Genomic DNA, 23,194 nt, shown 5'->3' with positions numbered 1-23,194 from the left:
TGCTCCTGTCTCTCCCCGGATCGCCGATCCTCTACTACGGCGACGAGATCGGCATGGGCGACAACATCTGGCTCGGCGACCGCGACGCCGTCCGCACCCCCATGCAGTGGACACCCGACCGCAACGCAGGATTTTCCTCCAGCGACCCCGGACGGCTCTTCCTGCCGACCATCATGGACCCCGTCTACGGCTACCAGGTCACCAACGTCGAGGCGTCCATGACCTCGCCCTCCTCGCTGCTGCACTGGACCCGCCGCATGATCGAGATCCGCAAGCAGAACCCCGCCTTCGGGCTCGGCACCTACACCGAGCTGCCCTCCACCAACCCGGCCGTCCTCGCCTTCCTGCGCGACTACGAGGACGACCTGGTCCTGTGCGTGCACAACTTCTCGCGCTTCGCCCAGCCCACCGAACTGGACCTGAGCCGGTTCGAGGGGCGCCACCCGGTGGAGCTGTTCGGCGGGGTGCGCTTCCCGGCCATCGGCGAGCTGCCGTACTTGCTCACACTCGGCGGGCACGGTTTCTACTGGTTCCGGCTCCGGCGGGAACCCGCATAGCATCAGCAACACCCCGACCCCTCGGGGAAAGGAACGTGGCGCCATGGCGAAGACAGTCACACCTTCCGGCACGACCAGTCCCGGCGTCCTCGCGTCACTGGACCCGCTGCTACGGGAGTGGCTGCCCCGGCAGCGGTGGTTCGCCGGCAAGGGGCGTCCGGTCACCGGGTTCTCGCTGGTCGCGGGCACCGAGCTGCTGCCGTCCCGCAGCCGCCTGGGCCTGTACCACCTGCTGGTGCGCGCCCACCAGCCCGACACCGCCGGCGACTGCTACCAGCTGCTGATCGGCGCGCGCGAGGCGCTCCCGCCGCGGCTGGCGCCCGCGCTGATCGGACACGTCACGGACGGACCGCTGACCGGGCGGACCGTCTACGACGCCCTGTACGACGCCCGGCCCGCCGGCCTGCTCCTGGAGGCGCTGCGCACCGGGGCCCGGATCGGCGTGCTGCGCTGTGAGCGGGACTTTGACCAGGAGATCCGGCCCGGTCTGGTACCGCGGCTGATGACCGCCGAGCAGTCGAACTCGTCCGTCGTCTATGGAGATACGTTCATCCTCAAGCTGCTGCGCCGGGTCGTGCCGGGTGTCAATCCCGATCTGGAGCTGCCGCTGGCGCTGGCCCGCGAGGGCTGCCCCCGGGTGCCGGCGCCGACGGCGTGGATGGAGGGGGACGTCCAGGGTGAGACGTACGTCCTGGGCGTGCTCCAGCCCTACCTCCAGGGCGCGACGGACGGCTGGGAGCTGGCCCTGCGGGAGCTGGCCAAGGGGGAGGACTTCGGCGCGGAGGCGCGGGACCTCGGGCGGGCCACCGCCGAGGTGCACCGGGCGCTGGCGCGGGCATTGCCCACGGCGACGTTCGGGCACGCGCAGATACAGCCGCTGGTCGACGGGATGGTCGTACGGCTGGAGGCGGCGGCGCAGGCCGTGCCGACGCTGCGGCCCTACGCGCCCGCGCTGCGCACCGCCTTCACGGCGCTGGCCGCGCTCGCCGCCGAGGGGCACACCTGGACCGCGCAGCGCGTCCACGGCGATCTGCACCTCGGACAGTGTCTGCGGGCCCCCGCCGGGGAGTGGACGCTGATCGACTTCGAGGGCGAGCCGGCCCGGCCGCTGGCCGAGCGCAGGATGCCGCAGCCCGCGGTGCGGGACGTGGCCGGGATGCTGCGGTCCTTCGACTACGCGGCGCACTCGGCCGACCCGCCGCTCCCGGCCTGGGCGCACGGCTGCCGGGCGGCGTTCTGCTCGGGGTACGCCGAGGTGGCGGGCGTCGACCCACGCACCGATCCCGTACTGCTGCGGGCCTATGAGACGGACAAGGCGGTCTACGAGGTCGTGTACGAGGCCCGGCACCGCCCGGACTGGCTCCCCGTACCGCTCTCCGCGATACACCGCCTCGCCGCACCCGATCTGCCTTGAGGAGGCCCCGCACGTGACTCCCCCGAAGAAGAAGGCCACAGGGAAGAAGTCTTCCAAGGCCAAGGCCAAGGCCAATGACAAGGACAGGGGCAAGGACAAGGACAGGAAGGACGAGGCCAAGGCAAAGGTCGAGACGAAGGCGAAGGCCGAGCAGGTGCCCGTGTTCTCCCCCGCCCTGGATGCCGCCGACCGCGGCCGTCTCCTGCACGGCGACCACCACGACCCGCACTCCGTGCTCGGCGCGCACCCGGCGCCGGGCGGTGACGGTGTCGTGTTCCGGGCGCTGCGCCCCTTCGCGCGGTCGGTGACGGTCGTCGCGGGCGAGCTGCGGGCCGAGCTGCACGACGACGGCGACGGTTTCTTCTCCGGGCTGCTGCCGCTGACGGAGGTCCCCGCCTACCGGCTGCTCGTGGCGTACGAGGGCACGACCCTGGAGACCGAGGACCCGTACCGCTTCCTGCCCACCCTGGGCGATCTGGACCTGCACCTGATCGGCGAGGGCCGGCACGAGGAGCTGTGGACGGTGCTCGGCGCGCACCCGAGGACCCACCAGGGCGTGACCGGCACCAGCTTCTCCGTGTGGGCGCCGAACGCGCGCGGGGTGCGGGTGGCGGGCTCCTTCAACTTCTGGGACGGCACCGGGTACCCGATGCGCTCGCTCGGCTCCTCCGGGGTGTGGGAGCTGTTCGCGCCGGGGGTCGGCGAGGGCGAGCTGTACAAGTTCGACATCGTCCGCCCCGACGGCTCGCACACCCTGCGCGCGGATCCGATGGCCCGGCGCACGGAGGTCCCGCCGGCGACCTCGTCGATCGTGCACGCCTCGCGGCACGAGTGGGGCGACGAGGAGTGGCTGGCCGGGCGGGCCGAACTCCCCGTGCACGAGTCCCCGTTCTCCGTGTACGAGGTCCATCTCGCGTCCTGGCGCCCCGGACTGACTTACCGTCAGCTGGCCGACCAGCTCCCCGCCTACGTCAGGGACCTCGGCTTCACGCACGTCGAGCTGATGCCGGTCGCCGAGCATCCCTTCGGCGGTTCCTGGGGCTACCAGGTCACCGGTTTCTACGCGCCCACGGCCCGGCTCGGCACCCCGGACGACTTCAAGTACCTGGTCGACGCCCTGCACCGGGCCGGGGTCGGCGTCCTGATGGACTGGGTGCCGGCGCACTTCCCGCGCGACGACTGGGCGTTGGCGGAGTTCGACGGCAAGCCCCTCTACGAGCACGAGGACCCGCTGCGCGCCGCGCACCCCGACTGGGGGACGCTGGAGTTCGACTTCGGGCGGCGCGAGGTGCGCAACTTCCTCGTCGCCAACGCCACTTACTGGTGCGAGGAGTTCCATATCGACGGTCTGCGGGTGGACGCCGTCGCCTCGATGCTGTACCTCGACTACTCGCGCGAGCCCGGCCAGTGGACTCCGAACGAGCACGGCGGGCGGGAGAACCTGGACGCGGTGGCGTTCCTCCAGGAGATGAACGCGACCGTGTACCGGCGCAGTCCGGGGGTGGTGACGGTCGCCGAGGAGTCGACGGCCTGGGACGGGGTGACCCGGCCGACCGACAGCGGCGGACTGGGCTTCGGCCTGAAGTGGAACATGGGCTGGATGCACGACTCGCTGGAGTACATGGGCCACGAGCCGGTGCACCGCCGCTACCACCACCACGAGATGACCTTCTCGATGGTGTACGCGTACAGCGAGAACTACGTGCTGCCCATATCCCACGACGAGGTCGTCCACGGCAAACGCTCGCTCGTGTCGAAGATGCCGGGCGACTGGTGGCAGCAGCGCGCGAACCTGCGGGCCTACCTGGCCTTCATGTGGGCGCACCCGGGCAAGCAGCTCCTCTTCATGGGGCAGGAGTTCGCCCAGGGCGCGGAGTGGTCCGAGGTACACGGCCCGGACTGGTGGCTGCTGGACCCGGCCTACGGCGCGGAGGCCGACCACCGGGGCGTGCGCGATCTCGTCCGCGACCTCAACACCGTCTACCGGGCCACCCCCGCCCTCTGGCAGCGGGACATCGACCCGGCCGGCTTCCAGTGGGTGGTGGGCGACGCGGCCGAGGACAACGTCTTCGCGTTCCTGCGGTACGACGCCGAGGGCGTCCCGCTGCTGACCGTGTCCAACCTCTCCCCGGTCGTCCGCGACGACTACCGGCTCGGCGTCCCGGACGACATACCGGCCTGGCACGAGACCCTCAACACGGACGCCGAACGCTACGGCGGCAGCGGCGTCGCCCAGCCGGACCCGGTCAAACCGGAACCACAGGGCTGGCACGGCCGCCCGGCCAGCATCCGCCTGGCCCTGCCACCACTCGCCACGATATGGCTGCGACCGGCCTAGCCCTCCCGTTCACCACCTGTTCGTCCTGCTGTTCGTCCTGCTATTCGTCCTGCTTCGCTCCGAACATCAGCCGGCGCAGTGCCGCCAGCAGGCCACGGGCCTGTCCCTCGCCCTGCTGGGCGGTCCGGGTGAGTTCCGGCCGGGGGCGGTGGAGGACGGGGGCGTCGTGGGCGAGTTCGTAGCGGACGGGGAGGACCTTCAGGCCCCGGACCACCGGGCCCGCGCGCCAGGGCAGCTGATCGGGCGGGAGGGTGAGCTCGGCCTGGGTGAAGTGCTCGAAGATCCGGCCCACGGCGGTGGTGACGATGAGGGAGCCGAGTTCGCGGGCCGCGCTGGGGCACTGGTGGGAGCCCGCGCCCCAGCCGAGATGGGCGCGGGTGGAGACGGCGGAGCCGACCATGTGGGAGGAACTGATCGCCAGCAGGTCCTGGTGGGCGGCGGCAGCGGAGGGCGAGACGGCGTCCCCGGCGCGAATCCAGAACTCACCGAGCCGGACGTCCCGTGCGGCGAAGCGGAAGCACATGTTGGCGCCGGGCGGATTGACCAGGGCCGTCCGGTTGACCGTCTCGCCCAGCTGCCCCGCCGACAGGCTGCGGCGCACCGTGGCGTTGCCGCGCAACACCTCAAGCAGGGTGTTGAGGATCATGTTGCCGGTGATGTCGTTGAGGTAGACGGCGTTCATGAACAGCTCCCGGCCGAGCTGTTCGTCGTCGAGGGAGGGGTCGGCGAGCATCAGGTACGAGGTGAGGTCGTCGCCGGGGCGGGCCCTGCGGTGGGCGGCGAGCCGGGTGAAGGCGGCGAGCGCCCGGCCGGTGGCGGGGCCGGCGTCGGGGCCGCCGTCCAGCATCCGCCACAGGTCCATGACCAGCTCGTCGCCGAGGTCGACGGGACAGCCGAAGAGCTTGGTGGTGACCATCAGCAGCAGCGGCCGGGTGTACTGGGCGCTCAGGTCGGCGAAGCCGGTGCGGCCCGACTCGGCGGCGAGCAGGGCGACCAGTTCGTCGGCGCAGCGGGCGACGGCGGTGCGCAGTTCCCAGCCCTCGGGGCTCTTGGAGTCCTGGAAGGGGCGCAGGGCGGTGTGGTGGGTGCGGCGGGCGGCGCGGTGCTCCTCGCCGTCCATGAACATCATCTGGCGCACCTCGTAGCCCGCGAGGAGCGGCCAGTCCGACGGCAGTTCGCCCTGGGCGCGGGCCCGCCAGTGCCGTACGTCGCGCCGCCACTGCTGCTCGTTCCGCAGGACCTCCAGGACCTCCCGGTAGTCGAGAACGAGCCACACCGGTACGCCCATGAGGCCGACCGGCGCCACGGGGCCGTAGGTGCCGCGCAGCCGTCGGTACACGGCGCCGGGGTCGGCGTCGAACTCCGCGGTGAGCAGCGGCTGGACGGGCAGCGACCCGAGGCGGGGGCTGTCGGCCGGCGCGGGGGCGGGGGGCAGGGCTTCCATACCGCCACGATTACCGCACCGGCCGTACACACGCAGTGATCACGGCACGAACTGTTACATCATGGTGATCCAGCGTTACGCCAGGGCCGTCACCAGCGCCTTCGGCAGCTCCTTGGTATGAACCACTCCGAGGTGCTGGGTGGCCCGGGTGAGGGCGACGTACAGATCGCTGGTGCCGTAGTCGGCGGGCTCGACGACGAGCACCGAGTCGAACTCCAGACCCTTGGCCTGGCGCGGGTCGAGGAGGACGACCGTACGGGTCAGGTCGGGCTCGGCGCCCGCCGTCACCCCGTCGAGGCGGGCGGCGAGCGCGCGGTGCAGGGCGCGCGGGGCGATGACGGCCAGTCGGCCCTCGGCGGGGGTGAGTTCGGCCACGGCGCCGGCAACGGCCGCCGGCAGGTCGTCGGTGGCGCGGGCCCAGGGCCGTTCGCCGGTGGAGCGGACGGAGGTCGGCGGGTCGAAGTCCGGCTGCTCCGCGCGGACGACGGCTGCCGCGAGCTCCATGATCTCGGCGGGGGTGCGGTAGTTGACGCCGAGGCGGGTGTGCTCCCAGCGGTCCTCGACATAGGGCTGGAGGATGTCCGCCCAGGATCCGACGCCGGCCGCCTCCGCGGTCTGGGCGGGGTCGCCGACCAGGGTCATGGAACGGGTGGGGCTGCGCCGCATCAGCAGCCGCCAGGCCATCGGGGACAGCTCCTGCGCCTCGTCGACGATGATGTGTCCGAACGCCCAGGTCCGGTCGGCGGCGGCGCGTTCGGCGGCGCTGCGGTGGTCGTCCTCCTCGTGCCGCTCGGCGAAGCGTTCGGCGTCGATGATGTCGTGCGCGGACAGGATCTCCGAGTCCTCTTCGTTCTTGTCCTCGAACTCGTAGGTGCGCGAGGCGTACGACACGTCGAGCACGCCCTGCGCGTAGGCGACCTGGGTCTCCCGCTCCTGCTCGGCCCTTGCCCGCACCAACCGGTCGTCCTCGCCGAGGAGTTCGGCTGCCTCGTCGAGCAGCGGGACGTCGGCGACGGTCCAATGACGGGTCACCGGGCGGCGGATGACGGCCGCGTCCGCGTCGTCGACGTACCCCTCGGGCTCGGCGAGGAAGTCGGCGATCAGCCGGCGCGGGGTGATCCTGGGCCACAACTGGTCGATGGCGGACCAGACTTCGGGGTTCTCGGCGAGGTCGTCGCGAATCTGGGTGATGTCGCTCGGGTCGAGGAGGCTGGAGCCGTCGAAGGGGTCGGTGCCGACGCGCTCGGCGTACAGCTCGGTGAGCGTGTTGAGGACATGGCCCTCGAAGTGCTCGCGGGACGCGTTGTGCGGCAGCTGCACGGCCCGGGTGCGCTCGCGGGCGACGCCGACGAGACCCTCGTCGAGCATCAGGATCTCGCGGTCGTGCTCGATCGCGATCACCGGGTCGGGCAGCGTCTGCCGGTCGCGTACGACGGCGGCGAGGACGTCGGCCATGTCGGCGCGGCCCTTCACGGCGGCGGCCTCGGGGGTGTCGGCCGCCGTCGCCTTCACGCCCGGGTACAGCTCGCCGACGGTCGCGAGGAGTACGCCCGTCTCGCCGAGCGAGGGCAGCACCTCGCCGATGTAGCCGAGGAAGGCGGGGTTGGGGCCGACGATCAGCACGGCGCGCTTGGCGAGGAGTTCACGGTGTTCGTAGAGGAGGTAGGCCGCGCGGTGCAGGGCGACGGCCGTCTTGCCGGTGCCGGGGCCGCCCTCGACGACCAGCACCCCTCGGTGGGGTGCCCGGATGATCTCGTCCTGCTCGGCCTGGATGGTCTGCACGATGTCGTTCATGCGGCCGGTGCGCGCGGAGTTCAGCGCGGCGAGCAGCACGGCGTCGCCGGTCGGGTCCTCGTGGCCGGTGCGCTCCTGGTCGCCGAGGTCGAGGATCTCGTCGTGCAGGGCGGTGACCCGGCGGTCCTCGGTGGTGAGGTGCCGGCGGCGGCGCAGGCCCATCGGGGTGTGTCCGGTGGCCAGGTAGAACGGCCGGGCGACCTCCGCGCGCCAGTCGATCAGGATCGGGGTGCGCTCGGCGTCGTCGGTGCGCAGACCGATCCGGCCGATGTGGTGGCTGACGCCGGAGGTGAGGTCGACCCGGCCGAAGCAGAGGGAGCCGTCCACGGCGTTCAGCGCGGCCAGCAGGCCCGAGCGCTCGGCGACGAGGATGTCCCGCTCCAGCCGCGCCTGCATGGGCGTGTTCCCCTGGGACAGGGCATCCGTGACACCGGCCTCGGTGTCGCCGCGCAGGGCGTCCACGCGCGTGTACAGGCCGTCGATGAATTCCTGCTCGCGCCGCATTTCATCATCTGGAAAGGGCGTGTTTGACAATTTCACTCCCGCGCCGATATACTGTGCTCAGTGAGCTTCTTTGCGATTCAATTCTCTTGAAGTCGCGAACCATTAAATATACGTAGAGAAACCCCCCGGGCGCAATTGCCCGGGGGGTTTCTCCGTAAGGGGCCGGATCAGAGCACGTCGGAAAGCTCCTCCAACAGCCGCCGCTTCGGCCGGGCCCCCACCATCGCCTTCACCGGCTCACCGGCGCGGAAGACCATGAAGGTCGGCATCGACAGCACCTTGTAGGCGTTGGTCGTCTCCGGGTTCTGGTCCACGTTCAGCTGCACCACCTTCAGCCGGTCGCCCTCCTCGAAGGCGAGCGCCTTCAGCACCGGCGCCATCTGCCGGCACGGCGGACACCAGTCGGCGGTGAACTCCACCAGCACTGGCAGATCCGCCCCCAGCACCTCCGACGCGAAGTCGCCGTCCGTCACTTCGATCACAGTTCTCGCCCTCCCAGTTCGCACAACGGTGGTTCGCCCCCGGCGGTCGCGAGCCGCACGCCGATCCGCGCCCTGATCGACTGCAACTCCCCGATCAGGGAGTCGAGCTCGTCCAGCTTGCGCCGGTAGACGTCGAGCGAGGCGGGACAGGTGTCGCCCTCGGGGTGACCCGCCCGCAGACACTCCACGAACGGCCGCGTCTCCTCCAGGTCGAACCCGAAGTCCTGGAGCGTCCTGATCTGCCGCAGCAGCTTCAGATCGCCCTCGTCGTACGTCCGGTGTCCGTTCTCACCGCGCCGCGCGGGCAGCAGCCCCCGCGACTCGTAGTACCGCAGCGCCCGCGTCGTGGTCCCGGCCCGTGCGGCCAGCTCGCCGATTCGCATACCTACGAACGTACGGCTTGACGTCGACGTCAAGGCAAGGCGGCGACCGCGACTCCCGCCGACTCCTCCACCTCGAGGAGCGACGCGCTCCTGCGCTCCGCCTCGAAGGCGCGGTGGCCGCCGCGCAGCCCGAACAGCCGCTTGGCCAGCAGGATGTAGAGCACGGCGAGGATGTTGAGCACCAGCGTGCCGATCTTCAACCAGCTGATGTGCTCGGTGAGTTCGTAGACCTCCAGGGGGAGGAAGGCGGCCGTCGCCACCACCGTCAGATACTCCGCCCAGCGCTTGGCGTACCACAGGCCCACCGCCTCGACCAGCTCGATCAGCGCGTAGGCGAGGAGCAGCCCGGCGACCAGGACGAGGGTGGAGTGCTCGTACCCGAACGTCTTCTGGATGCTGCCGACGACCGGTGAGTGGTCGAGGTCGTAGTGGAAGTGCCTGAACACCGGGCGGAACACGTCGAGGTACTCGTCGAAGAGGCGGCGCACCGCGTCCTGCGAGTTGCTGAACTTCCACACGGCCGCCGCGACGAGCACGATGAACACACCGCGCACGGCCCGTTCGATCGCCAGGAAGCGCAGGACGAACAGATCCCGCAGCACCTTGCCGCGCGGTACCAGCGGGGCGTCGGCGGCGGCCCCCGAGCCGTGCGGTTCGCCGAGCACGAAGTCACCGCAGCGCAGACAGCGCCAGACCTCGCCGAGCGCGGTGTCCGCCCGCAGCGGCGTCCGCAGCCGCGGGTCGTCCGGCGCGTAGGTCACATGTCCTCGGCGGGCGCACGTCCGCCGGTCCCAGTCGATCTTCATCCCCCGTGCCTCCAGCTCCGTTCGACCGGCGCGGGACGCTAGCGGACTCGGGTAAGAGGCTGGTGAGGAAGACCCGCCGGCGGCAAAAGAACCGGGCGGCCGAGCCACGGGGGAGTGCTCGGCCGCCCGGAGAAGGGGGGCTGGTGTCCGGATGCCCGGTCCCGGTTCAGGAGGGACCGGGCACCCGGAGTGGGTGGGGGCCGTCAGGCCTTGGCGAGTTCCTTCTCGCCGTCCTCGCGCTGCTCGGGGACGTCGCCGGCCGCGCCGTCGTCGTCCTTGTCCAGGAGGGTCTTCTCGTCGAAGGGCAGGCCGCCCGCGAGCACGAGTTCGACGCGCTCCTTGTCGATCTCCTTGGTCCAGGTACCGATCAGGACCGTGGCGACGGCGTTGCCCGCGAAGTTGGTCAGGGCGCGCGCCTCGCTCATGAAGCGGTCGATGCCGACGATCAGACCGATGCCGTCGACCAGGGCGGGCTTGTGCGACTGCAGACCGCCGGCCAGGGTCGCCATACCGGCGCCGGTGACACCGGCGGCGCCCTTGGAGGCGACGAAGAGGAAGAGCAGCAGCGGGATCTGCTCGCCGATCGACATCGGGGTGCCCATTGCGTCGGCGATGAACAGCGAGGCCATGGTCATGTAGATCATGGTGCCGTCGAGGTTGAAGGAGTAGCCGGTCGGGATGGTGATGCCGACCACCGGCTTGCTGACGCCCAGGTGCTCCATCTTCGCGATGACCCGCGGCAGCGCGGACTCGGAGGAGGAGGTCGACAGGATCAGCAGGAACTCACGGCTCAGGTACTTGAAGAGCGTGAGGATGTTCATGCCGGCCACGATCCGCAGCAGCGCGCCGAGCACGAGGAAGACGAACAGGAAGCACGTGACATAGAAGCCGAGCATCAGGACGGCGAGGCTCTTGAGCGCGTCCAGGCCCGCGGAGCCGACCACGGCGGCCATGGCGCCGAAGGCACCGACCGGGGCGGCCCACATCACCATGGCGAGGATGCGGAAGACGAGCCGCTGGATGTGCTCGACACCCCGCAGGATCGGCTGGCCGGTGGAGCCCATGGCCTGGAGCGCGAAGCCGGCCAGGAGGGCGATGAGCAGGGTCTGCAGGACCTCGCCCTCGGTGAAGGCGGACACCATCGTGGCCGGGATGATCCCCAGCAGGAACTCCGTGGTGTCCTTCGCCTCGGCGTTGACCTGGGCGTGTCCGGCGTCCTTGATCGCGTCGGTCACCGCGAGACCGGTGCCCGGCTCCAGGATGTTGCCGACGACCAGGCCGATGCCGAGCGCGACCAGCGACATGATCGTGAAGTAGAGCAGGGCGATGCCGCCGACCGCGCCGACCTTGGCGGCCTTCCGTACCGAGCCGATACCCAGGACGATCGTGCAGAAGATGATCGGCGAGATCATCATCTTGATCAGGTTGACGAAGCCGGTACCGATCGGCTTCAGCTCGACGGCGAAGTCGGGGGCGATCAGACCCACGGCGATGCCGATGGCGACCGCGACGATCACCGCGATGTACAGGTAGTGGGTGCGGTCCCGTTTCACTGCGGGTGCGGTATCGGGGGTGCTGGCGGCCACGGCTGCCCTCCTTGACGTCTTCGTCGGCATCACACCGGCGTGCGGCTCACGTCCGGGGAGATATGGGGAATGCGGTGACTATCTCCCGGCCTGTGAGGGCGGTCACCCTTCCGTTCATTTAGTTCACGCTTAACGCGGAGGGCACACTGACGACATGCGTCTCCCCATCCGTGTGCCGCGGCCCCGCAGCCTGGCCGGCCAGCTCTTCGCCATGCAGGCGGTGCTGATAGCGGTCGTCGTCGCCGGGTACTCGCTGTTCACCTACGTCAGTGACCGCAGCCAGGCCGAGGACGCGGCCGGCCGGCAGGCCACGGCGGTGGCCCGCTCGGTGGCCGACTCCCCGTCCGTGCTGGCGGCGATCGGCACCGCGAACCCGACAGCCGAGCTCCAGCCGTACTCGTTGCTGATCATGAAGGACACCGGGGTCGACTTCGTCACGATCATGAACCCGCGGGGCATCCGCTGGACGCACCCGGTGGAGAGCGAGATCGGCCAGAAGTTCCTCGGGCACTTCGCGCGCGCCCTGAAAGGCGAGTCGTTCACCGAGACCTACACCGGCACCCTGGGCGCGTCGGTCCGCGCGGTCACGCCGATCGAGACTCCGGACGGCCGGGTCGTCGGCGTGGTCAGCGCGGGCATCAAGGTCGCGGCGATCAGCAAGCGGGTGCAGGACCAGGTCACGGCCCTGTTCGCGGTGGCGGCCGGCGCGCTGGCACTGGGCGCGGTGGGCACGTACGTCATCAACGCACGCCTACGACGTCACACCCACGGTATGAACGCCGCCGAGCTCAGCCATATGCACGACTACCACCAGGCGGCGTTGCACGCGGTGCGCGAGGGGCTGCTGATGCTGGACGGGCAGTACAGGGTGGCGCTGATGAACGACGGCGGCCGGGAGCTGCTGGGCGTCTCCGGAGAGGTCGTCGGCTCCTCGGTGGCGGACCTCGGTCTCCCGGCCCCTCTGACCGGCGCGCTGCTGGCCTCCGAGTCCCGGGTCGACGAGGTGCACCTCACGGCGGAACGCGTCCTGGTGGTGAACACCTCACCGGTGTCGGGCGGCGAGCGCCGGGGCACGGTGGTGACCCTGCGCGACGTCACCGAGCTCCAGTCCCTGATGGGCGAGCTGAACTCGGAGCGCGGCTTCACCCAGGCCCTGCGCTCCCAGGCGCACGAGGCCGCCAACCGCCTGCACACGGTCGTGTCCCTGATCGAACTGGGCCGCGCGGACGAGGCGGTCGAGTTCGCCACGGCCGAACTGGAACTGGCCCAGGCGCTGACGGACCAGGTGGTCGCGGCGGTGAACGAGCCGGTCCTCGCCGCCCTCCTGCTGGGCAAGACGGCCCAGGCGAACGAGCGGGGCGTGGAACTCGTGGTGTCGGAGGACAGCGGCCTGGACGACGGCCTCCTCCCGCCGTCCCTCCCGCCCCGGGATCTGGTCACCATGCTCGGCAACCTCATCGACAACGCGGTGGACGCGGCGCAGGGCAGTGTCCGGGCACGGGTCACGGTGACCGCCCGCACGCAGGGCGAGAAGCTGCTGCTGCGGGTGGCGGACACGGGGGCGGGGGTGGATCCCGCGCACGCCTCGCACGTCTTCGAACGCGGCTTCTCGACCAAACCGGCCGGCCCCGGGGGCCGTGGCCTGGGTCTCGCCCTGGTCCGCCAGGCCGTCCAGCGCCACGAGGGCACGCTGTCAGTGGCGGAGGCCGAGGGCGGCGGGGCCGAGTTCGTGGTACGGCTGCCATTGCGGGCAACGGCGGTATCGAGAGGCTCGAGAGGCTAGGGACATGGCGGAAGTGTCGGGCTCAGGCCCGGGCGAAGAGCCGATCAGAGTGCTGGTCGTCGAGGACGATCCGGTGGCCGCGGACGCCCATGTGCTGTACGTCGGCCGGGTACCGGGCTTCGTCGCGGTCGGAAAGGCGCACACGGGCGCGGAGGCGCGGCGCCTGCTGGACCGTACGCACGTGGACCTGCTCCTCCTCGACCTGCACCTGCCGGACGGCCACGGCCTGCAACTGGCCCGTTCCCTACGGGCGGCGGGCTACCACGCCGATGTGATAGCGGTCACCTCGGCACGGGATCTGACGGTGGTCCGGGAGGGCGTCTCGCTCGGTGTCGTCCAGTACGTCCTGAAACCGTTCACCTTCGCGACGCTCCGGGACCGACTGGTGCGGTACGCGGAGTTCCGGGGCGCGGCCGGCGAGGCGAGCGGCCAGGACGAGGTGGACCGCGCCCTGGCGGCGTTGCGCGCACCCGGGCCCGCGGCACTCCCGAAGGGCCTCAGCGGACCGACGCTGGAGCGGGTCACGGAGGCGGTGCGGGAGACGGAGACCGGCCTCACCGCGGCGGGGGTCGCCGAGGCGGTGGGCATCTCCCGGATCACCGCCCGCCGCTACCTGGAGCATCTGGTGGAGGCGGGGCGGGCGGAGCGGAAACCGCTGTACGGGCAGGTGGGGAGGCCGGAGCTGGTGTACCGGTGGGTGCGGTCCAGCTCGCGGTAACGGGCCTTCACCGCTTCCGGAACGGCTCCACCCCCACCACCCGTCGCACCTTCACCGGTTCGATCAGCAGCATCACCCGTCGCTCGCCCTCCAGCAGCCACGGGTACTTCGGCTCCCCGATGTACTTCTGCGTCAGGCGGTCCATCGCGCGCTCCGCCTCCTCGCCCTCCACGAACCGCACCACCCGTCCCCGGATCTCCACCCGGTCGTAGGGGTTGTCGGTGTCGTGGTGGGAGAGGGACACCCAGGGGTTGGCCCGCAGATTGCGTTCCTTCACGCGGCCGATCGACGTGTTGACCATGACGTACTCACCCTCCAGGTCCGCCCACATCGGCGAGACCTGGGGCGCTCCGTCCGGCCCCACCGTCGCGAGGTGCCAGAAGTTCGGCGCGAGCACCCGCTCCCGTACCTGACCGTCGAGCGTGCCGTTCACCTCGTAGAGACCGTCCATGGTGCGACGCTCCCCCGAATGCGGGACTAGAAAACGGATTCCGCCTCATCCATGCGGTCCTTCGGCACCCGCTTCAGCTCGGTGACCGCTTCCGCCAGCGGCACCATCACCACGTCCGTCCCGCGCAGCGCGGTCATCCTGCCGAACTCCCCGCGGTGCGCCGCCTCCACCGCGTGCCATCCGAAGCGGGTGGCGAGGACACGGTCGTACGCCGTCGGGACGCCGCCGCGCTGGATGTGCCCGAGGATGACCGGCCGGGCCTCCTTGCCGAGCCGCTTCTCCAGCTCGTACGCCAGCGCCGTACCGATGCCCTGGAAGCGCTCGTGGCCGAACTTGTCGATGGCGCCCTTGCCGTAGTCCATCGTGTCGTCGGCGGGATGAGCGCCCTCCGCCACGCACACGACGGCGAACTTCTTGCCGCGCGCGAACCGCTCCTCGACCATCTTGACCAGGTCGGCGGGGTCGAAGGGGCGCTCGGGCAGGCAGATGCCGTGCGCGCCCGCCGCCATCCCGGACTCCAGGGCGATCCAGCCCGCGTGCCGGCCCATGACCTCCACCACCATCACGCGCTGGTGCGACTCGGCGGTCGTCTTCAGGCGGTCCATCGCCTCCGTGGCCACGCCCACCGCGGTGTCGAAGCCGAACGTCCGGTCCGTCGACGAGATGTCGTTGTCGATCGTCTTCGGGACGCCGACCACCGGCAGCCCGGCGTCCGACAGCATCCGCGCCGCCGTCAGCGTGCCCTCGCCGCCGATCGGGATCAGCGCGTCGATGCCGAAGTCGTGGATCATGTCGGAAGCGCTCTCGCAGGCCTCGCGCAGCCGGTCGCGCTCCAGCCGGGACGAGCCGAGGATGGTGCCGCCGCGGGCCAGGATGCCGCTCACCGCGTTGAGGTCGAGCGAGCGGTAGCGGCCGTCGAGAAGACCGGCGTAACCGTCCTCGAAGCCGATGACCTCGTCGCCGTAGTTGTCGACAGCGCGGTGGACCACCGACCGGATCACTGCGTTCAGGCCGGGGCAGTCGCCACCTGCGGTGAGAACTCCGATGCGCATGGTGCTGTGTCTCCTGCTCGCTGTGGGTACCGGTGAGCCGACATCGATTCTTCCATGCCGCCGCGCGGACTGTGCCGTGGCAGATCTTGACAGGTCCAGACAGGTCCAGACAGATCCTGACAGGCGCCTTATCCGCGCGCACAGGTATTGTCAAGGCGATTTGTGAGACGAGACGAAACGGAGAGCGCGCGTGGCCCGCAGCGTGTACATCACCAGTATCGACCGCGGCGACGGCCGCCAGGTCGTCGAGCTGGGGGTCATGGAGCTTCTGACCCGGCAGGTCGACCGGGTCGGGGTCTTCCGCCCCCTCGTCCACGACGGCCCCGACCGGCTGTTCGAGCTGCTGCGCGCCCGCTACCGGCTGGCCCAGGACCCGGCGACGGTCTACGGCATGGACTACCACGAGGCGTCCGCGCTCCAGGCCGAGCAGGGCGCCGACGAACTCGTCTCCACCCTCGTCGACCGCTTCCACCTCGTCGCCCGCGACTACGACGTCGTCCTCGTCCTGGGGACGGACTACGCCGACACGCAGTTCCCCGACGAACTCGCCCTCAACGCCCGGCTCGCCAACGAGTTCGGCGCCTCGGTGATCCCCGTGGTCGGCGGCCGCAAGCAGACCGCGGAGTCGGTGCTCGCCGAGACCCGCAACGCCTACCGTGCCTACGCGGCCCTCGGCTGCGAGGTCATCGCCATGGTGGCGAACCGGGTCGTCCCCGAGGACCGCCAGGAGATAGCCGAGCGGCTCGCCACCCGCCTCCCGGTGCCCTGCTACGTCCTGCCCGACGAGCCCGCGCTCTCCGCCCCCACCGTCGCCCAGGTCACCCACGCCCTCGGCGCGAGGGTGCTGCTCGGCGACGACTCGGGCCTGGCCCGGGACGTCCTCGGCTTCGTCTTCGGCGGCGCGATGCTGCCGAACTTCCTGAACGCCCTCACCCCCGGCTGCCTGGTCGTCACCCCGGGCGACCGCGCCGACCTGGTCGTCGGCTCGCTCGCCGCGCACAGCGCCGGCACCCCGCCGATCGCCGGCGTCCTGCTCACCCTCGACGAGATCCCGAGCGACGCGATCCTCACCCTCGCCGCCCGCCTCGCCCCCGGTACGCCGGTCGTCTCGGTGCCCGGCAACAGCTTCCTCACGGCCGAGCAGCTGTTCTCCCTGGAGGGCAAGCTCAACGCGGCCACCCCGCGCAAGGCGGAGACCGCGCTCGGCCTGTTCGAGCGGCACGTCGACTCCGCCGATCTGCTGCGCCGGGTCTCCGCCCCCAGCAGCGACCGCGTCACGCCGATGATGTTCGAGCACAAGCTCCTGGACCGGGCCCGGGCCGACAAGCGCCGGGTCGTGCTGCCGGAGGGCACCGAGGAGCGCGTGCTGCACGCCGCCGAGGTGCTGCTGCGCCGCGGCGTCTGCGACCTGACCCTCCTCGGGCCGGTGGACCAGATCCGCAAGAAGGCCGCCGACCTCGGCATCGACCTCGGTGACGCCCAGCTGATCGACCCCGCCGTCTCCGAACTGCGCGACTCCTTCGCCGAGAAGTACGCCGCACTGCGCGCCCACAAGGGCGTCACCGTGGAGCTGGCGTACGACGTCGTCTCGGACGTGAACTACTTCGGCACCCTGATGGTGCAGGAGGGCCTCGCCGACGGCATGGTGTCCGGGTCGGTGCACTCCACGGCCGCCACCATCCGGCCCGCCTTCGAGATCATCAAGACGAGGGGGGCCGCGCGCAGCGCGTCGGGCAGGGTGGTGGCGGGAGACGGGAGGGCCAAGCCGGACGCTGACATCGTCTCGTCCGTCTTCTTCATGTGCCTCGCCGACAAGGTCCTCGTCTACGGCGACTGCGCCGTGAACCCCGACCCGGACGCCGGGCAACTCGCCGACATCGCCGTCCAGTCGGCCGCCACCGCCGCCCAGTTCGGCGTGGAGCCGAGGATCGCGATGCTGTCGTACTCGACGGGTACCTCCGGGTCGGGCGCCGACGTCGACAAGGTGCGCGAGGCCACCGATCTGGTGCGCGCCCGTCGCCCCGACCTCAGGATCGAGGGGCCGATCCAGTACGACGCGGCGGTCGAGCCGACCGTGGCCGCGACCAAGCTGCCGGACTCCGAAGTCGCGGGCCAGGCCAGCGTGTTGATCTTCCCGGACCTCAACACCGGCAACAACACCTACAAGGCCGTGCAGCGTTCGGCAGGCGCTATCGCCGTCGGACCGGTGCTCCAGGGTCTGCGCAAGCCCGTCAACGACCTGTCCCGGGGCGCCCTGGTCCAGGACATCGTCAACACCGTCGCCATCACGGCGATCCAGGCCCAGAGCCCGGCCCTCGAAGAGAAGGCAATCACCCAGTGACCGCCACCCGCGTCCTCGTCCTCAACTCCGGCTCCTCGTCGGTGAAGTACCAGCTGCTCGACATGAGCGACAGCGGCCGGCTGGCGGTCGGTCTCGTCGAGCGCATCGGTGAGCAGACCTCCCGGCTGAAGCACACACCGGTGGCCACCGGCGGGGAGTCACGCGAGTGGACCGGCCCCATCGCCGACCACGACGCCGCGCTGAAGGCCGTGGCGGAGGAGCTGGCGAAGGACGGGCTCGGCCTGGACTCGCCGGAACTGGCCGCCATCGGACACCGTGTCGTGCACGGCGGACAGAGCTTCACCCGGCCGACCGTCGTCGACGACGCCGTCCTCGCCGAGATCGAACGGCTGATCCCGGTCGCGCCGCTGCACAACCCCGCCAACCTCACCGGGATCCGCACCGCGCAGGCGCTGCGGCCCGACCTCCCCCAGGTCGCCGTCTTCGACACCGCCTTCCACACGACGATGCCGGAGGCCGCCGCCCGCTACGCGATCGACGTGGAGACGGCCGACGCGCACCGGATCCGGCGGTACGGCTTCCACGGGACGTCGCACGCGTACGTCTCCCGGGCGACGGCGAAGCTGCTGGGAAAGACACCGGAAGAGGTGAACGTGATCGTGCTGCACCTCGGCAACGGCGCGTCCGCTTCCGCCGTGCGCGGCGGCCGGTGCGTGGACACCTCGATGGGCCTGACCCCGCTGGAAGGTCTGGTGATGGGCACCCGGTCCGGGGACCTGGACCCCGCCGTCATCTTCCATTTGGCACGAGTTGGCGAAATGTCCATCGATGAAATCGACACTCTTCTCAACAAGAAGAGCGGACTCATCGGACTGTGCGGCGACAACGACATGCGGGAGATCCGGCGGCGGATCGACGAGGGCGACGCACAGGCGAAGCTCGCCTTCGAGATCTACATTCACCGTCTGCGGAAGTACATCGGCGCCTATTACGCCGTTCTCGGGCGGGTGGACGCGGTCGCGTTCACCGCCGGGGTCGGGGAGAACGCGGCCGAGGTGCGGGCGGCGGCCGTCGCGGACCTGGAGAGTCTGGGCCTCGCGGTGGACGGCGGGCTCAACGCCGTACGCGGCGACGAGCCGCGGCTGATCTCGCCCCCGGACGCGCGGGTCGCGGTCGCCGTGGTGCCCACGGACGAGGAACTGGAGATCGCCGCGCAGACCTACGCATTGGTCGGGCGGCATTGATATGCGACTCCGCCGGATGGCAACTGAGCCGGAAAGCAACTGAGCACCAACCCGCCCATTTGTATCTTCCGCCAGACGGAATATTCCGTAGCGAAACAAACCGATAGGATCGCCCCATGCGCCGTTCCAAAATCGTCTGTACTCTCGGCCCCGCGGTCGACTCCCACGAGCAACTCGTCGCGCTGATCGAAGCCGGCATGAACGTGTCCCGCTTCAACTTCAGCCACGGCACGCACGCCGAGCACCAGGGCCGGTACGACCGGGTCCGGGCCGCCGCCAAGGAGACCGGCCGGGCCATCGGGGTCCTCGCCGACCTGCAGGGCCCGAAGATCCGTCTGGAGACCTTCGCCGAGGGGCCGGTGGAGCTGGTGCGCGGTGACGAGTTCACCATCACCACCGAGGACGTCCCGGGCGACAAGACGATCTGCGGGACGACGTACAAGGGCCTGCCCGGCGATGTCTCGCCCGGCGACCAGATCCTCATCAACGACGGCAACGTCGAGCTGAAGGTGCTGGAGGTCGAGGGCCCGCGGGTGCGGACGATCGTCGTCGAGGGCGGTGTCATCTCCGACCACAAGGGCATCAACCTGCCCGGCGCGGCGGTGAATGTCCCCGCCCTGTCCGAGAAGGACATCGAGGACCTCCGCTTCGCGCTGCGGATGGGCTGCGACCTGGTCGCGCTGTCCTTCGTCCGGGACGCCAAGGACGTCGACGACGTCCACCGGGTCATGGACGAGGAGGGCCGCCGGGTCCCCGTCATCGCCAAGGTGGAGAAGCCGCAGGCGGTGGAGAACATGGAGGCCGTCGTGATGGCCTTCGACGGTGTCATGGTCGCCCGTGGCGACCTGGCCGTCGAGTACCCCCTCGAGCGGGTCCCCATGGTCCAGAAGCGCCTGATCGAGCTGTGCCGGCGCAACGCCAAGCCGGTGATCGTGGCGACCCAGATGATGGAGTCGATGATCACCAACTCGCGCCCGACCCGCGCCGAGGCCTCCGACGTGGCCAACGCGATCCTGGACGGAGCGGACGCGGTCATGCTGTCCGCGGAGTCCTCGGTCGGCGCGTACCCCGTCGAGACGGTCAAGACGATGTCGAAGATCGTCACCGCCGCCGAGGAGGAGCTGCTCAGCAAGGGCCTGCTGCCCCTCGTCCCCGGCAAGAAGCCGCGTACGCAGGGCGGTTCGATCGCCCGCGCCGCCTGCGAGATCGCCGACTTCCTCGGCGGCCGGGGCCTGGTGGCCTTCACCCAGTCCGGCGACACGGCCCGCCGTCTCTCCCGCTACCGCGCGCAGCAGCCGATCATCGCCTTCACGACGGACGAGAACACCCGCAACCAGCTGTCCCTCAGCTGGGGCGTCGAGTCGCACGTGGTCCCGTTCGTCAACAGCACCGACGAAATGGTCGACATGGTCGACCAGGAGATCGCCAAGATCAGCCGCTTCAACCCGGGCGAGATCGTCATCATCACCGCCGGCTCACCCCCCGGCGTCCCCGGCACCACGAACATGCTCCGCGTCCACCACATCGGCGAGGCAAGCCGCGACTGACCCGACCGCGGTACGACAGTGAGGGCGCCCTCTGTGACAGGGGGCGCCCTGGGGGTGCACTGAGTACCGGCTCATCGCGCTCAAGGTGGTGCACTTCCGATATCGACTGTCGCGATTTTTGATATCGTGTCGATTGTCGTGGAGCCCCGGAGCCGAGGAGGACGTATGACTCGAACCGTCATCGATGTCGACGACGAAATGCTTGCCGAGGCAGCGGCGATCTTCGGTACCACGACCAAGGTCGCTACGGTCAACGCCGCTCTGGAGGACGCGATCAAACGTAGGAAACGCGCGTCGTTCCTGGGCTGGCTCGCCGAAGGCGGACTGCCCGATCTGACCGGCCCGGTCGAGATCCCGGAGAGCGCGGGCGACCCGCATCAGGCCGCATGAGCGGCCGTTACCTCATCGACAACTCCGCGCTTGCCCGTTACCCGAAACCGGCGGTGCGTGCCGTGATCGATCCTCTTCACAACGCGGGTCTGCTCGCAGTCTGCGGTGCCGTCGAACTTGAGATTCTGCACAGCGCCCGTTCCAAGGCGGACGCGGAGCGGATCCGCGACGAGATGCGTGGATTCGACTGGCTGCCGACGCCCGACGAGGCGTGGGACCGCGCGCTGGCTGTGCAGACGCAGCTCATCTCGGTCGGCAACTGGAAGGCCCTGTCGGTCTCGGACCTGGTCATCGCGGCGACCGCCGAGCGCCATGGCGCGACGGTGCTGCACTACGACGGTGACTACGACATGATCGCGAGCGTGACGGGGCAGCCGACCCACTGGGTGGTCCCGGCGGGTACCGCCGACTGACGCCCCAAGGTTGTTCCCAGGCTCGCCGTGCCCGTCGCAGCGCGTGCGCTCGCGGTGGCCCGCACCGCCGAAGTCCCTGAAGTAGGCCCGGGGCGTGACCCGTCCCGGACCCTCTTCACCGTTCCCGGATCGGCCTACGCAGCCGTCGTCCCCGTCCGTACAGCAGGACGCCAGACCGAGTGTCGGCTCCGCCGGAGAACCGGCACATACCTCATCCGTGGCCCGCGCTCTCTCGGCTGTACCCGTTGCATGTCCAGCCCGGCGGCACCCAACTGCACCAACAAGGGCAGGAACGGACCTGTGGTCTGCGGCCTGGCCTGCCGCAGCCGCGACATGTCATGCGAGACGCCGGCCATCGCCCTCCGGGCGGTTCGCCACCATGTATTCGACGCGGGCGCGGCGGTAGCGGGCGTGCCCCGTGTCCCGGGCATGCCGGCGCTGCCACTCCTCCACGTCGGCGGGGTGTTGCCGGGGGCCGGACCCGGCCAGGCAGTCCGTGCACGACGTCTCGTACTCCGTCTCGGCTTCGGCGTCGTCCGGGATGCCCAACAGTGCCGCGTGGTAACGGCGTTGATGGCGGCGAAGCAGTACGTTCGCGTCGGTCTCGGCGCTACCGTCGTGCCGGGCACGGGCCTCGTCGCGGAGGATCGCCAGGTCGGCACAGGCGGCACAGTCCCTGACGGGGGAGGGGGGCCGGCTGATGTCGTCGTACATCACCCGTGCCCTCGACAGCGCTGCGACGGAACGGGAGTTGGCCTCCCGCACCTCGGCACTGAGTCGTTCATTCATGCACACTTTCCTCACTCTGGGTGCATAAAGCGTCGCTCACCGGCACCCTGGGTATCAACGCCCGACGCGTGCCACCGGCACCTGTCACGGAGAGGGACGCCCTGTGACCACCAACGCGGTCCTGTTCGGAGAACTGCTGCGCCACTTCCGGGAAGGCGCGCTGATGACACAGGAGGCCCTGGCGAGGGGAATCCCCTGCGACCGGTCACTGGTGGCAAGGGTGGAGGCGGGCACCCGGGTCCCGCAGGAGCCGTTCGCGAAGAAGTGCGACGAAGTGCTGGGCACGGGTGGGGCGTTGGGCCGGCTGTGGGGGCGGGTGGACTGGTATGCGCAGGTGGAGCATCCGGATTGGTTCAAGCAGCGGGCGGAGATGGACGCGGAGGCCGTATCCCTGCGGGAGTATCAAGAGCGTGTGGTGCCGGGCCTGTTGCAGACGCCCGAGTACGCGCACGCTCTGTTCTCGCGTGTCGCAAGCGGCCATGAGGTGGAGGAGCGCGTACGAGCCCGGTTGAGCCGACAACAGCGATTCCTCGCGGAGGACGGGCCGTTGTACATCGGCGTCCTGGACGAGAGCTGCCTGCGCAACGTCGTAGGAAGCGCGGAGATCATGCGGGCTCAGTGTGCGCACTTGCTGAGCGTCGGACGACGTCCGAACATCCGTATCCAAGTAGCCCCTGCGGCCTACCCCGAACTCCTGCGCCCCAACGTGTCCATGTCGCTGATCGAACTGCCCGACGGGCACCGATGGGTGTACTCGGAGTCGGTCGACCGTGGCCATTTCAGCGACGATCCGACCATCTTCCTGAGCCATGGCCACGCCTATGATGTGCTCAGGGCGGACGCTCTGTCGGCCCGCGAGTCCGTCGTTCTGATCGGCGACGTGATGGAGGGGTACGGACAGCATGGACAGGCACGAACTCAGCGCGACGACCTGGGTCAAGAGCAGCTACAGCGGCGAGAACGGCGGCAACTGCCTCGAAATCGCCCCCGAGTTCACCTCCGCCGTCCCCGTGCGTGACAGCAAGCGCCCCGACGGCCCGATGGTCGTCGTCCACCGGGCCGCATGGTCCGCCTTCCTTACGGGGCTGCGCCACTCCGCGTAGCGCCCGCACGGGCTACACCCCCGCTGGTCAGTTCCGGGTGCTCCGGCTTCTCCGCTCGCCGGGCCGGGTCCCAGGAGGGGTCCTCGGCCCGTGG

At 70.2% G+C, this 23,194-nt stretch carries 21 protein-coding genes; 12 read left to right on the top strand and 9 right to left on the bottom strand.

What is annotated here, in order from left to right; all coding sequences use genetic code 11:
* The 3 genes from ACFPIH_RS32615 to glgB all read left to right on the top strand — a co-directional run.
* Positions 1-557: alpha-glucosidase C-terminal domain-containing protein (locus ACFPIH_RS32615; protein ID WP_381180375.1), on the top strand; the 557-nt coding region annotated here is incomplete at its 5' end.
* 43 nt (positions 558-600) lie between these two features.
* Complete coding sequence (locus ACFPIH_RS32610; protein ID WP_381180377.1) at positions 601-1,971, top strand: maltokinase N-terminal cap-like domain-containing protein; 1,371 nt, start codon at positions 601-603, stop codon at positions 1,969-1,971.
* A 13-nt stretch (positions 1,972-1,984) separates the two neighbouring features.
* Entirely contained in the window at positions 1,985-4,309 is a 2,325-nt protein-coding gene (glgB, locus tag ACFPIH_RS32605) for a 1,4-alpha-glucan branching enzyme (RefSeq protein ID WP_381180379.1), read from the top strand.
* A gap of 40 nt (positions 4,310-4,349) precedes the next feature.
* Here the strand turns inward: glgB and ACFPIH_RS32600 are convergent, their stop codons facing one another.
* The 6 genes from ACFPIH_RS32600 to ACFPIH_RS32575 form a co-directional block, all read right to left on the bottom strand.
* Positions 4,350-5,753 (bottom strand): cytochrome P450 family protein, encoded by a 1,404-nt coding sequence (locus ACFPIH_RS32600; protein WP_381180381.1) that lies wholly within the window; start codon positions 5,751-5,753, stop codon positions 4,350-4,352.
* Positions 5,754-5,828: 75 nt separating this feature from the next.
* Positions 5,829-8,051 (bottom strand): HelD family protein, encoded by a 2,223-nt coding sequence (locus ACFPIH_RS32595; protein WP_381180383.1) that lies wholly within the window; start codon positions 8,049-8,051, stop codon positions 5,829-5,831.
* Positions 8,052-8,218: 167 nt separating this feature from the next.
* Complete coding sequence (locus ACFPIH_RS32590; RefSeq protein WP_381180385.1) at positions 8,219-8,533, bottom strand: thioredoxin family protein; 315 nt, start codon at positions 8,531-8,533, stop codon at positions 8,219-8,221.
* Positions 8,530-8,916, bottom strand: a complete 387-nt coding sequence (locus ACFPIH_RS32585) for a MerR family transcriptional regulator (RefSeq protein WP_381180387.1) — start codon at positions 8,914-8,916, stop codon at positions 8,530-8,532. Before ACFPIH_RS32585 ends, ACFPIH_RS32590 begins: the two co-directional genes overlap by 4 nt.
* Positions 8,917-8,945: 29 nt before the next feature.
* Positions 8,946-9,722: a DUF2127 domain-containing protein gene (locus ACFPIH_RS32580; protein WP_381180389.1), complete on the bottom strand. Its 777-nt coding sequence runs from the start codon at positions 9,720-9,722 to the stop codon at positions 8,946-8,948.
* A gap of 203 nt (positions 9,723-9,925) precedes the next feature.
* Entirely contained in the window at positions 9,926-11,338 is a 1,413-nt protein-coding gene (locus ACFPIH_RS32575) for a cation:dicarboxylate symporter family transporter (protein ID WP_381180391.1), read from the bottom strand.
* A 124-nt stretch (positions 11,339-11,462) separates the two neighbouring features.
* On the opposite strand from ACFPIH_RS32575, the gene ACFPIH_RS32570 reads away from it, so the two are divergent.
* Both ACFPIH_RS32570 and ACFPIH_RS32565 read left to right on the top strand, forming a co-directional pair.
* Positions 11,463-13,091, top strand: coding sequence for a sensor histidine kinase (locus ACFPIH_RS32570; RefSeq protein ID WP_381180393.1), 1,629 nt, complete (start codon positions 11,463-11,465; stop codon positions 13,089-13,091).
* 4 nt (positions 13,092-13,095) lie between these two features.
* Positions 13,096-13,809 carry a response regulator gene (locus ACFPIH_RS32565; protein ID WP_381180395.1) on the top strand — a complete coding sequence of 238 codons (714 nt, stop codon included), beginning with the start codon at positions 13,096-13,098 and terminating at the stop codon, positions 13,807-13,809.
* A 7-nt stretch (positions 13,810-13,816) separates the two neighbouring features.
* Here the strand turns inward: ACFPIH_RS32565 and ACFPIH_RS32560 are convergent, their stop codons facing one another.
* Both ACFPIH_RS32560 and ACFPIH_RS32555 read right to left on the bottom strand, forming a co-directional pair.
* Entirely contained in the window at positions 13,817-14,260 is a 444-nt protein-coding gene (locus ACFPIH_RS32560) for a PPOX class F420-dependent oxidoreductase (protein ID WP_381180397.1), read from the bottom strand.
* A 26-nt stretch (positions 14,261-14,286) separates the two neighbouring features.
* Positions 14,287-15,312, bottom strand: coding sequence for an ATP-dependent 6-phosphofructokinase (locus ACFPIH_RS32555; RefSeq protein WP_381180399.1), 1,026 nt, complete (start codon positions 15,310-15,312; stop codon positions 14,287-14,289).
* 190 nt (positions 15,313-15,502) lie between these two features.
* On the opposite strand from ACFPIH_RS32555, the gene pta reads away from it, so the two are divergent.
* The 5 genes from pta to ACFPIH_RS32530 all read left to right on the top strand — a co-directional run bounded on the left by pta (position 15,503) and on the right by ACFPIH_RS32530 (position 21,208).
* A complete protein-coding gene (gene pta, locus ACFPIH_RS32550; protein WP_381180401.1) occupies positions 15,503-17,653 on the top strand; it encodes a phosphate acetyltransferase in 2,151 nt (716 codons plus the stop codon).
* Positions 17,650-18,858 carry an acetate kinase gene (locus tag ACFPIH_RS32545; RefSeq protein WP_381180403.1) on the top strand — a complete coding sequence of 403 codons (1,209 nt, stop codon included), beginning with the start codon at positions 17,650-17,652 and terminating at the stop codon, positions 18,856-18,858. The genes pta and ACFPIH_RS32545 overlap by 4 nt, the downstream gene beginning before the upstream one ends.
* 116 nt (positions 18,859-18,974) lie before the next feature.
* Positions 18,975-20,405: a pyruvate kinase gene (gene pyk / locus ACFPIH_RS32540; RefSeq protein WP_381180405.1), complete on the top strand. Its 1,431-nt coding sequence runs from the start codon at positions 18,975-18,977 to the stop codon at positions 20,403-20,405.
* Between the two features lie 165 nt (positions 20,406-20,570).
* Entirely contained in the window at positions 20,571-20,795 is a 225-nt protein-coding gene (locus ACFPIH_RS32535) for a type II toxin-antitoxin system VapB family antitoxin (RefSeq protein WP_381180407.1), read from the top strand.
* The gene (locus ACFPIH_RS32530) at positions 20,792-21,208 is read left to right on the top strand and encodes a PIN domain nuclease (RefSeq protein ID WP_381180408.1); all 417 of its coding nucleotides are present in this window, start codon (positions 20,792-20,794) and stop codon (positions 21,206-21,208) included. Before ACFPIH_RS32535 ends, ACFPIH_RS32530 begins: the two co-directional genes overlap by 4 nt.
* Before the next feature lie 336 nt (positions 21,209-21,544).
* Here ACFPIH_RS32530 and ACFPIH_RS32525 read toward each other — a convergent pair whose 3' ends face one another.
* A complete protein-coding gene (locus ACFPIH_RS32525; protein WP_381180410.1) occupies positions 21,545-21,997 on the bottom strand; it encodes a DUF7848 domain-containing protein in 453 nt (150 codons plus the stop codon).
* Positions 21,998-22,100: 103 nt separating this feature from the next.
* Here ACFPIH_RS32525 and ACFPIH_RS32520 point away from each other — a divergent pair, with 103 nt between their 5' ends.
* On the top strand, positions 22,101-23,015 hold the full coding sequence (locus ACFPIH_RS32520) for a helix-turn-helix domain-containing protein (RefSeq protein WP_381180412.1): 915 nt from the start codon (positions 22,101-22,103) through the stop codon (positions 23,013-23,015).
* The gene (locus ACFPIH_RS32515) at positions 22,978-23,100 is read left to right on the top strand and encodes a DUF397 domain-containing protein (RefSeq protein WP_381180655.1); all 123 of its coding nucleotides are present in this window, start codon (positions 22,978-22,980) and stop codon (positions 23,098-23,100) included. The genes ACFPIH_RS32520 and ACFPIH_RS32515 overlap by 38 nt, the downstream gene beginning before the upstream one ends.
* Positions 23,101-23,194: the final 94 nt, after the last annotated feature.

This window comes from Streptomyces vulcanius (assembly GCF_042653945.1).
GTDB lineage: Bacteria > Actinomycetota > Actinomycetes > Streptomycetales > Streptomycetaceae > Streptomyces > Streptomyces mangrovi.
This window is presented reverse-complemented; position numbering and strand designations above follow the sequence as displayed.

Bases quoted from the DNA above. Each gene is read 5' to 3' on its own strand.
- ACFPIH_RS32530 (WP_381180408.1), top strand. From the start codon at position 20,792: ATGAGCGGCCGTTACCTCATCGACAACTCCGCGCTTGCCCGTTACCCG.
- ACFPIH_RS32595 (WP_381180383.1), bottom strand. From the start codon at position 8,051: ATGCGGCGCGAGCAGGAATTCATCGACGGCCTGTACACGCGCGTGGAC.
- ACFPIH_RS32580 (WP_381180389.1), bottom strand. From the start codon at position 9,722: ATGAAGATCGACTGGGACCGGCGGACGTGCGCCCGCCGAGGACATGTG.
- ACFPIH_RS32600 (WP_381180381.1), bottom strand. From the start codon at position 5,753: ATGGAAGCCCTGCCCCCCGCCCCCGCGCCGGCCGACAGCCCCCGCCTC.
- ACFPIH_RS32555 (WP_381180399.1), bottom strand. From the start codon at position 15,312: ATGCGCATCGGAGTTCTCACCGCAGGTGGCGACTGCCCCGGCCTGAAC.
- ACFPIH_RS32525 (WP_381180410.1), bottom strand. From the start codon at position 21,997: ATGAATGAACGACTCAGTGCCGAGGTGCGGGAGGCCAACTCCCGTTCC.
- ACFPIH_RS32535 (WP_381180407.1), top strand. From the start codon at position 20,571: ATGACTCGAACCGTCATCGATGTCGACGACGAAATGCTTGCCGAGGCA.
- ACFPIH_RS32575 (WP_381180391.1), bottom strand. From the start codon at position 11,338: ATGCCGACGAAGACGTCAAGGAGGGCAGCCGTGGCCGCCAGCACCCCC.
- ACFPIH_RS32560 (WP_381180397.1), bottom strand. From the start codon at position 14,260: ATGGACGGTCTCTACGAGGTGAACGGCACGCTCGACGGTCAGGTACGG.
- ACFPIH_RS32585 (WP_381180387.1), bottom strand. From the start codon at position 8,916: ATGCGAATCGGCGAGCTGGCCGCACGGGCCGGGACCACGACGCGGGCG.
- pyk (WP_381180405.1), top strand. From the start codon at position 18,975: ATGCGCCGTTCCAAAATCGTCTGTACTCTCGGCCCCGCGGTCGACTCC.
- ACFPIH_RS32570 (WP_381180393.1), top strand. From the start codon at position 11,463: ATGCGTCTCCCCATCCGTGTGCCGCGGCCCCGCAGCCTGGCCGGCCAG.
- ACFPIH_RS32610 (WP_381180377.1), top strand. From the start codon at position 601: ATGGCGAAGACAGTCACACCTTCCGGCACGACCAGTCCCGGCGTCCTC.
- ACFPIH_RS32565 (WP_381180395.1), top strand. From the start codon at position 13,096: ATGGCGGAAGTGTCGGGCTCAGGCCCGGGCGAAGAGCCGATCAGAGTG.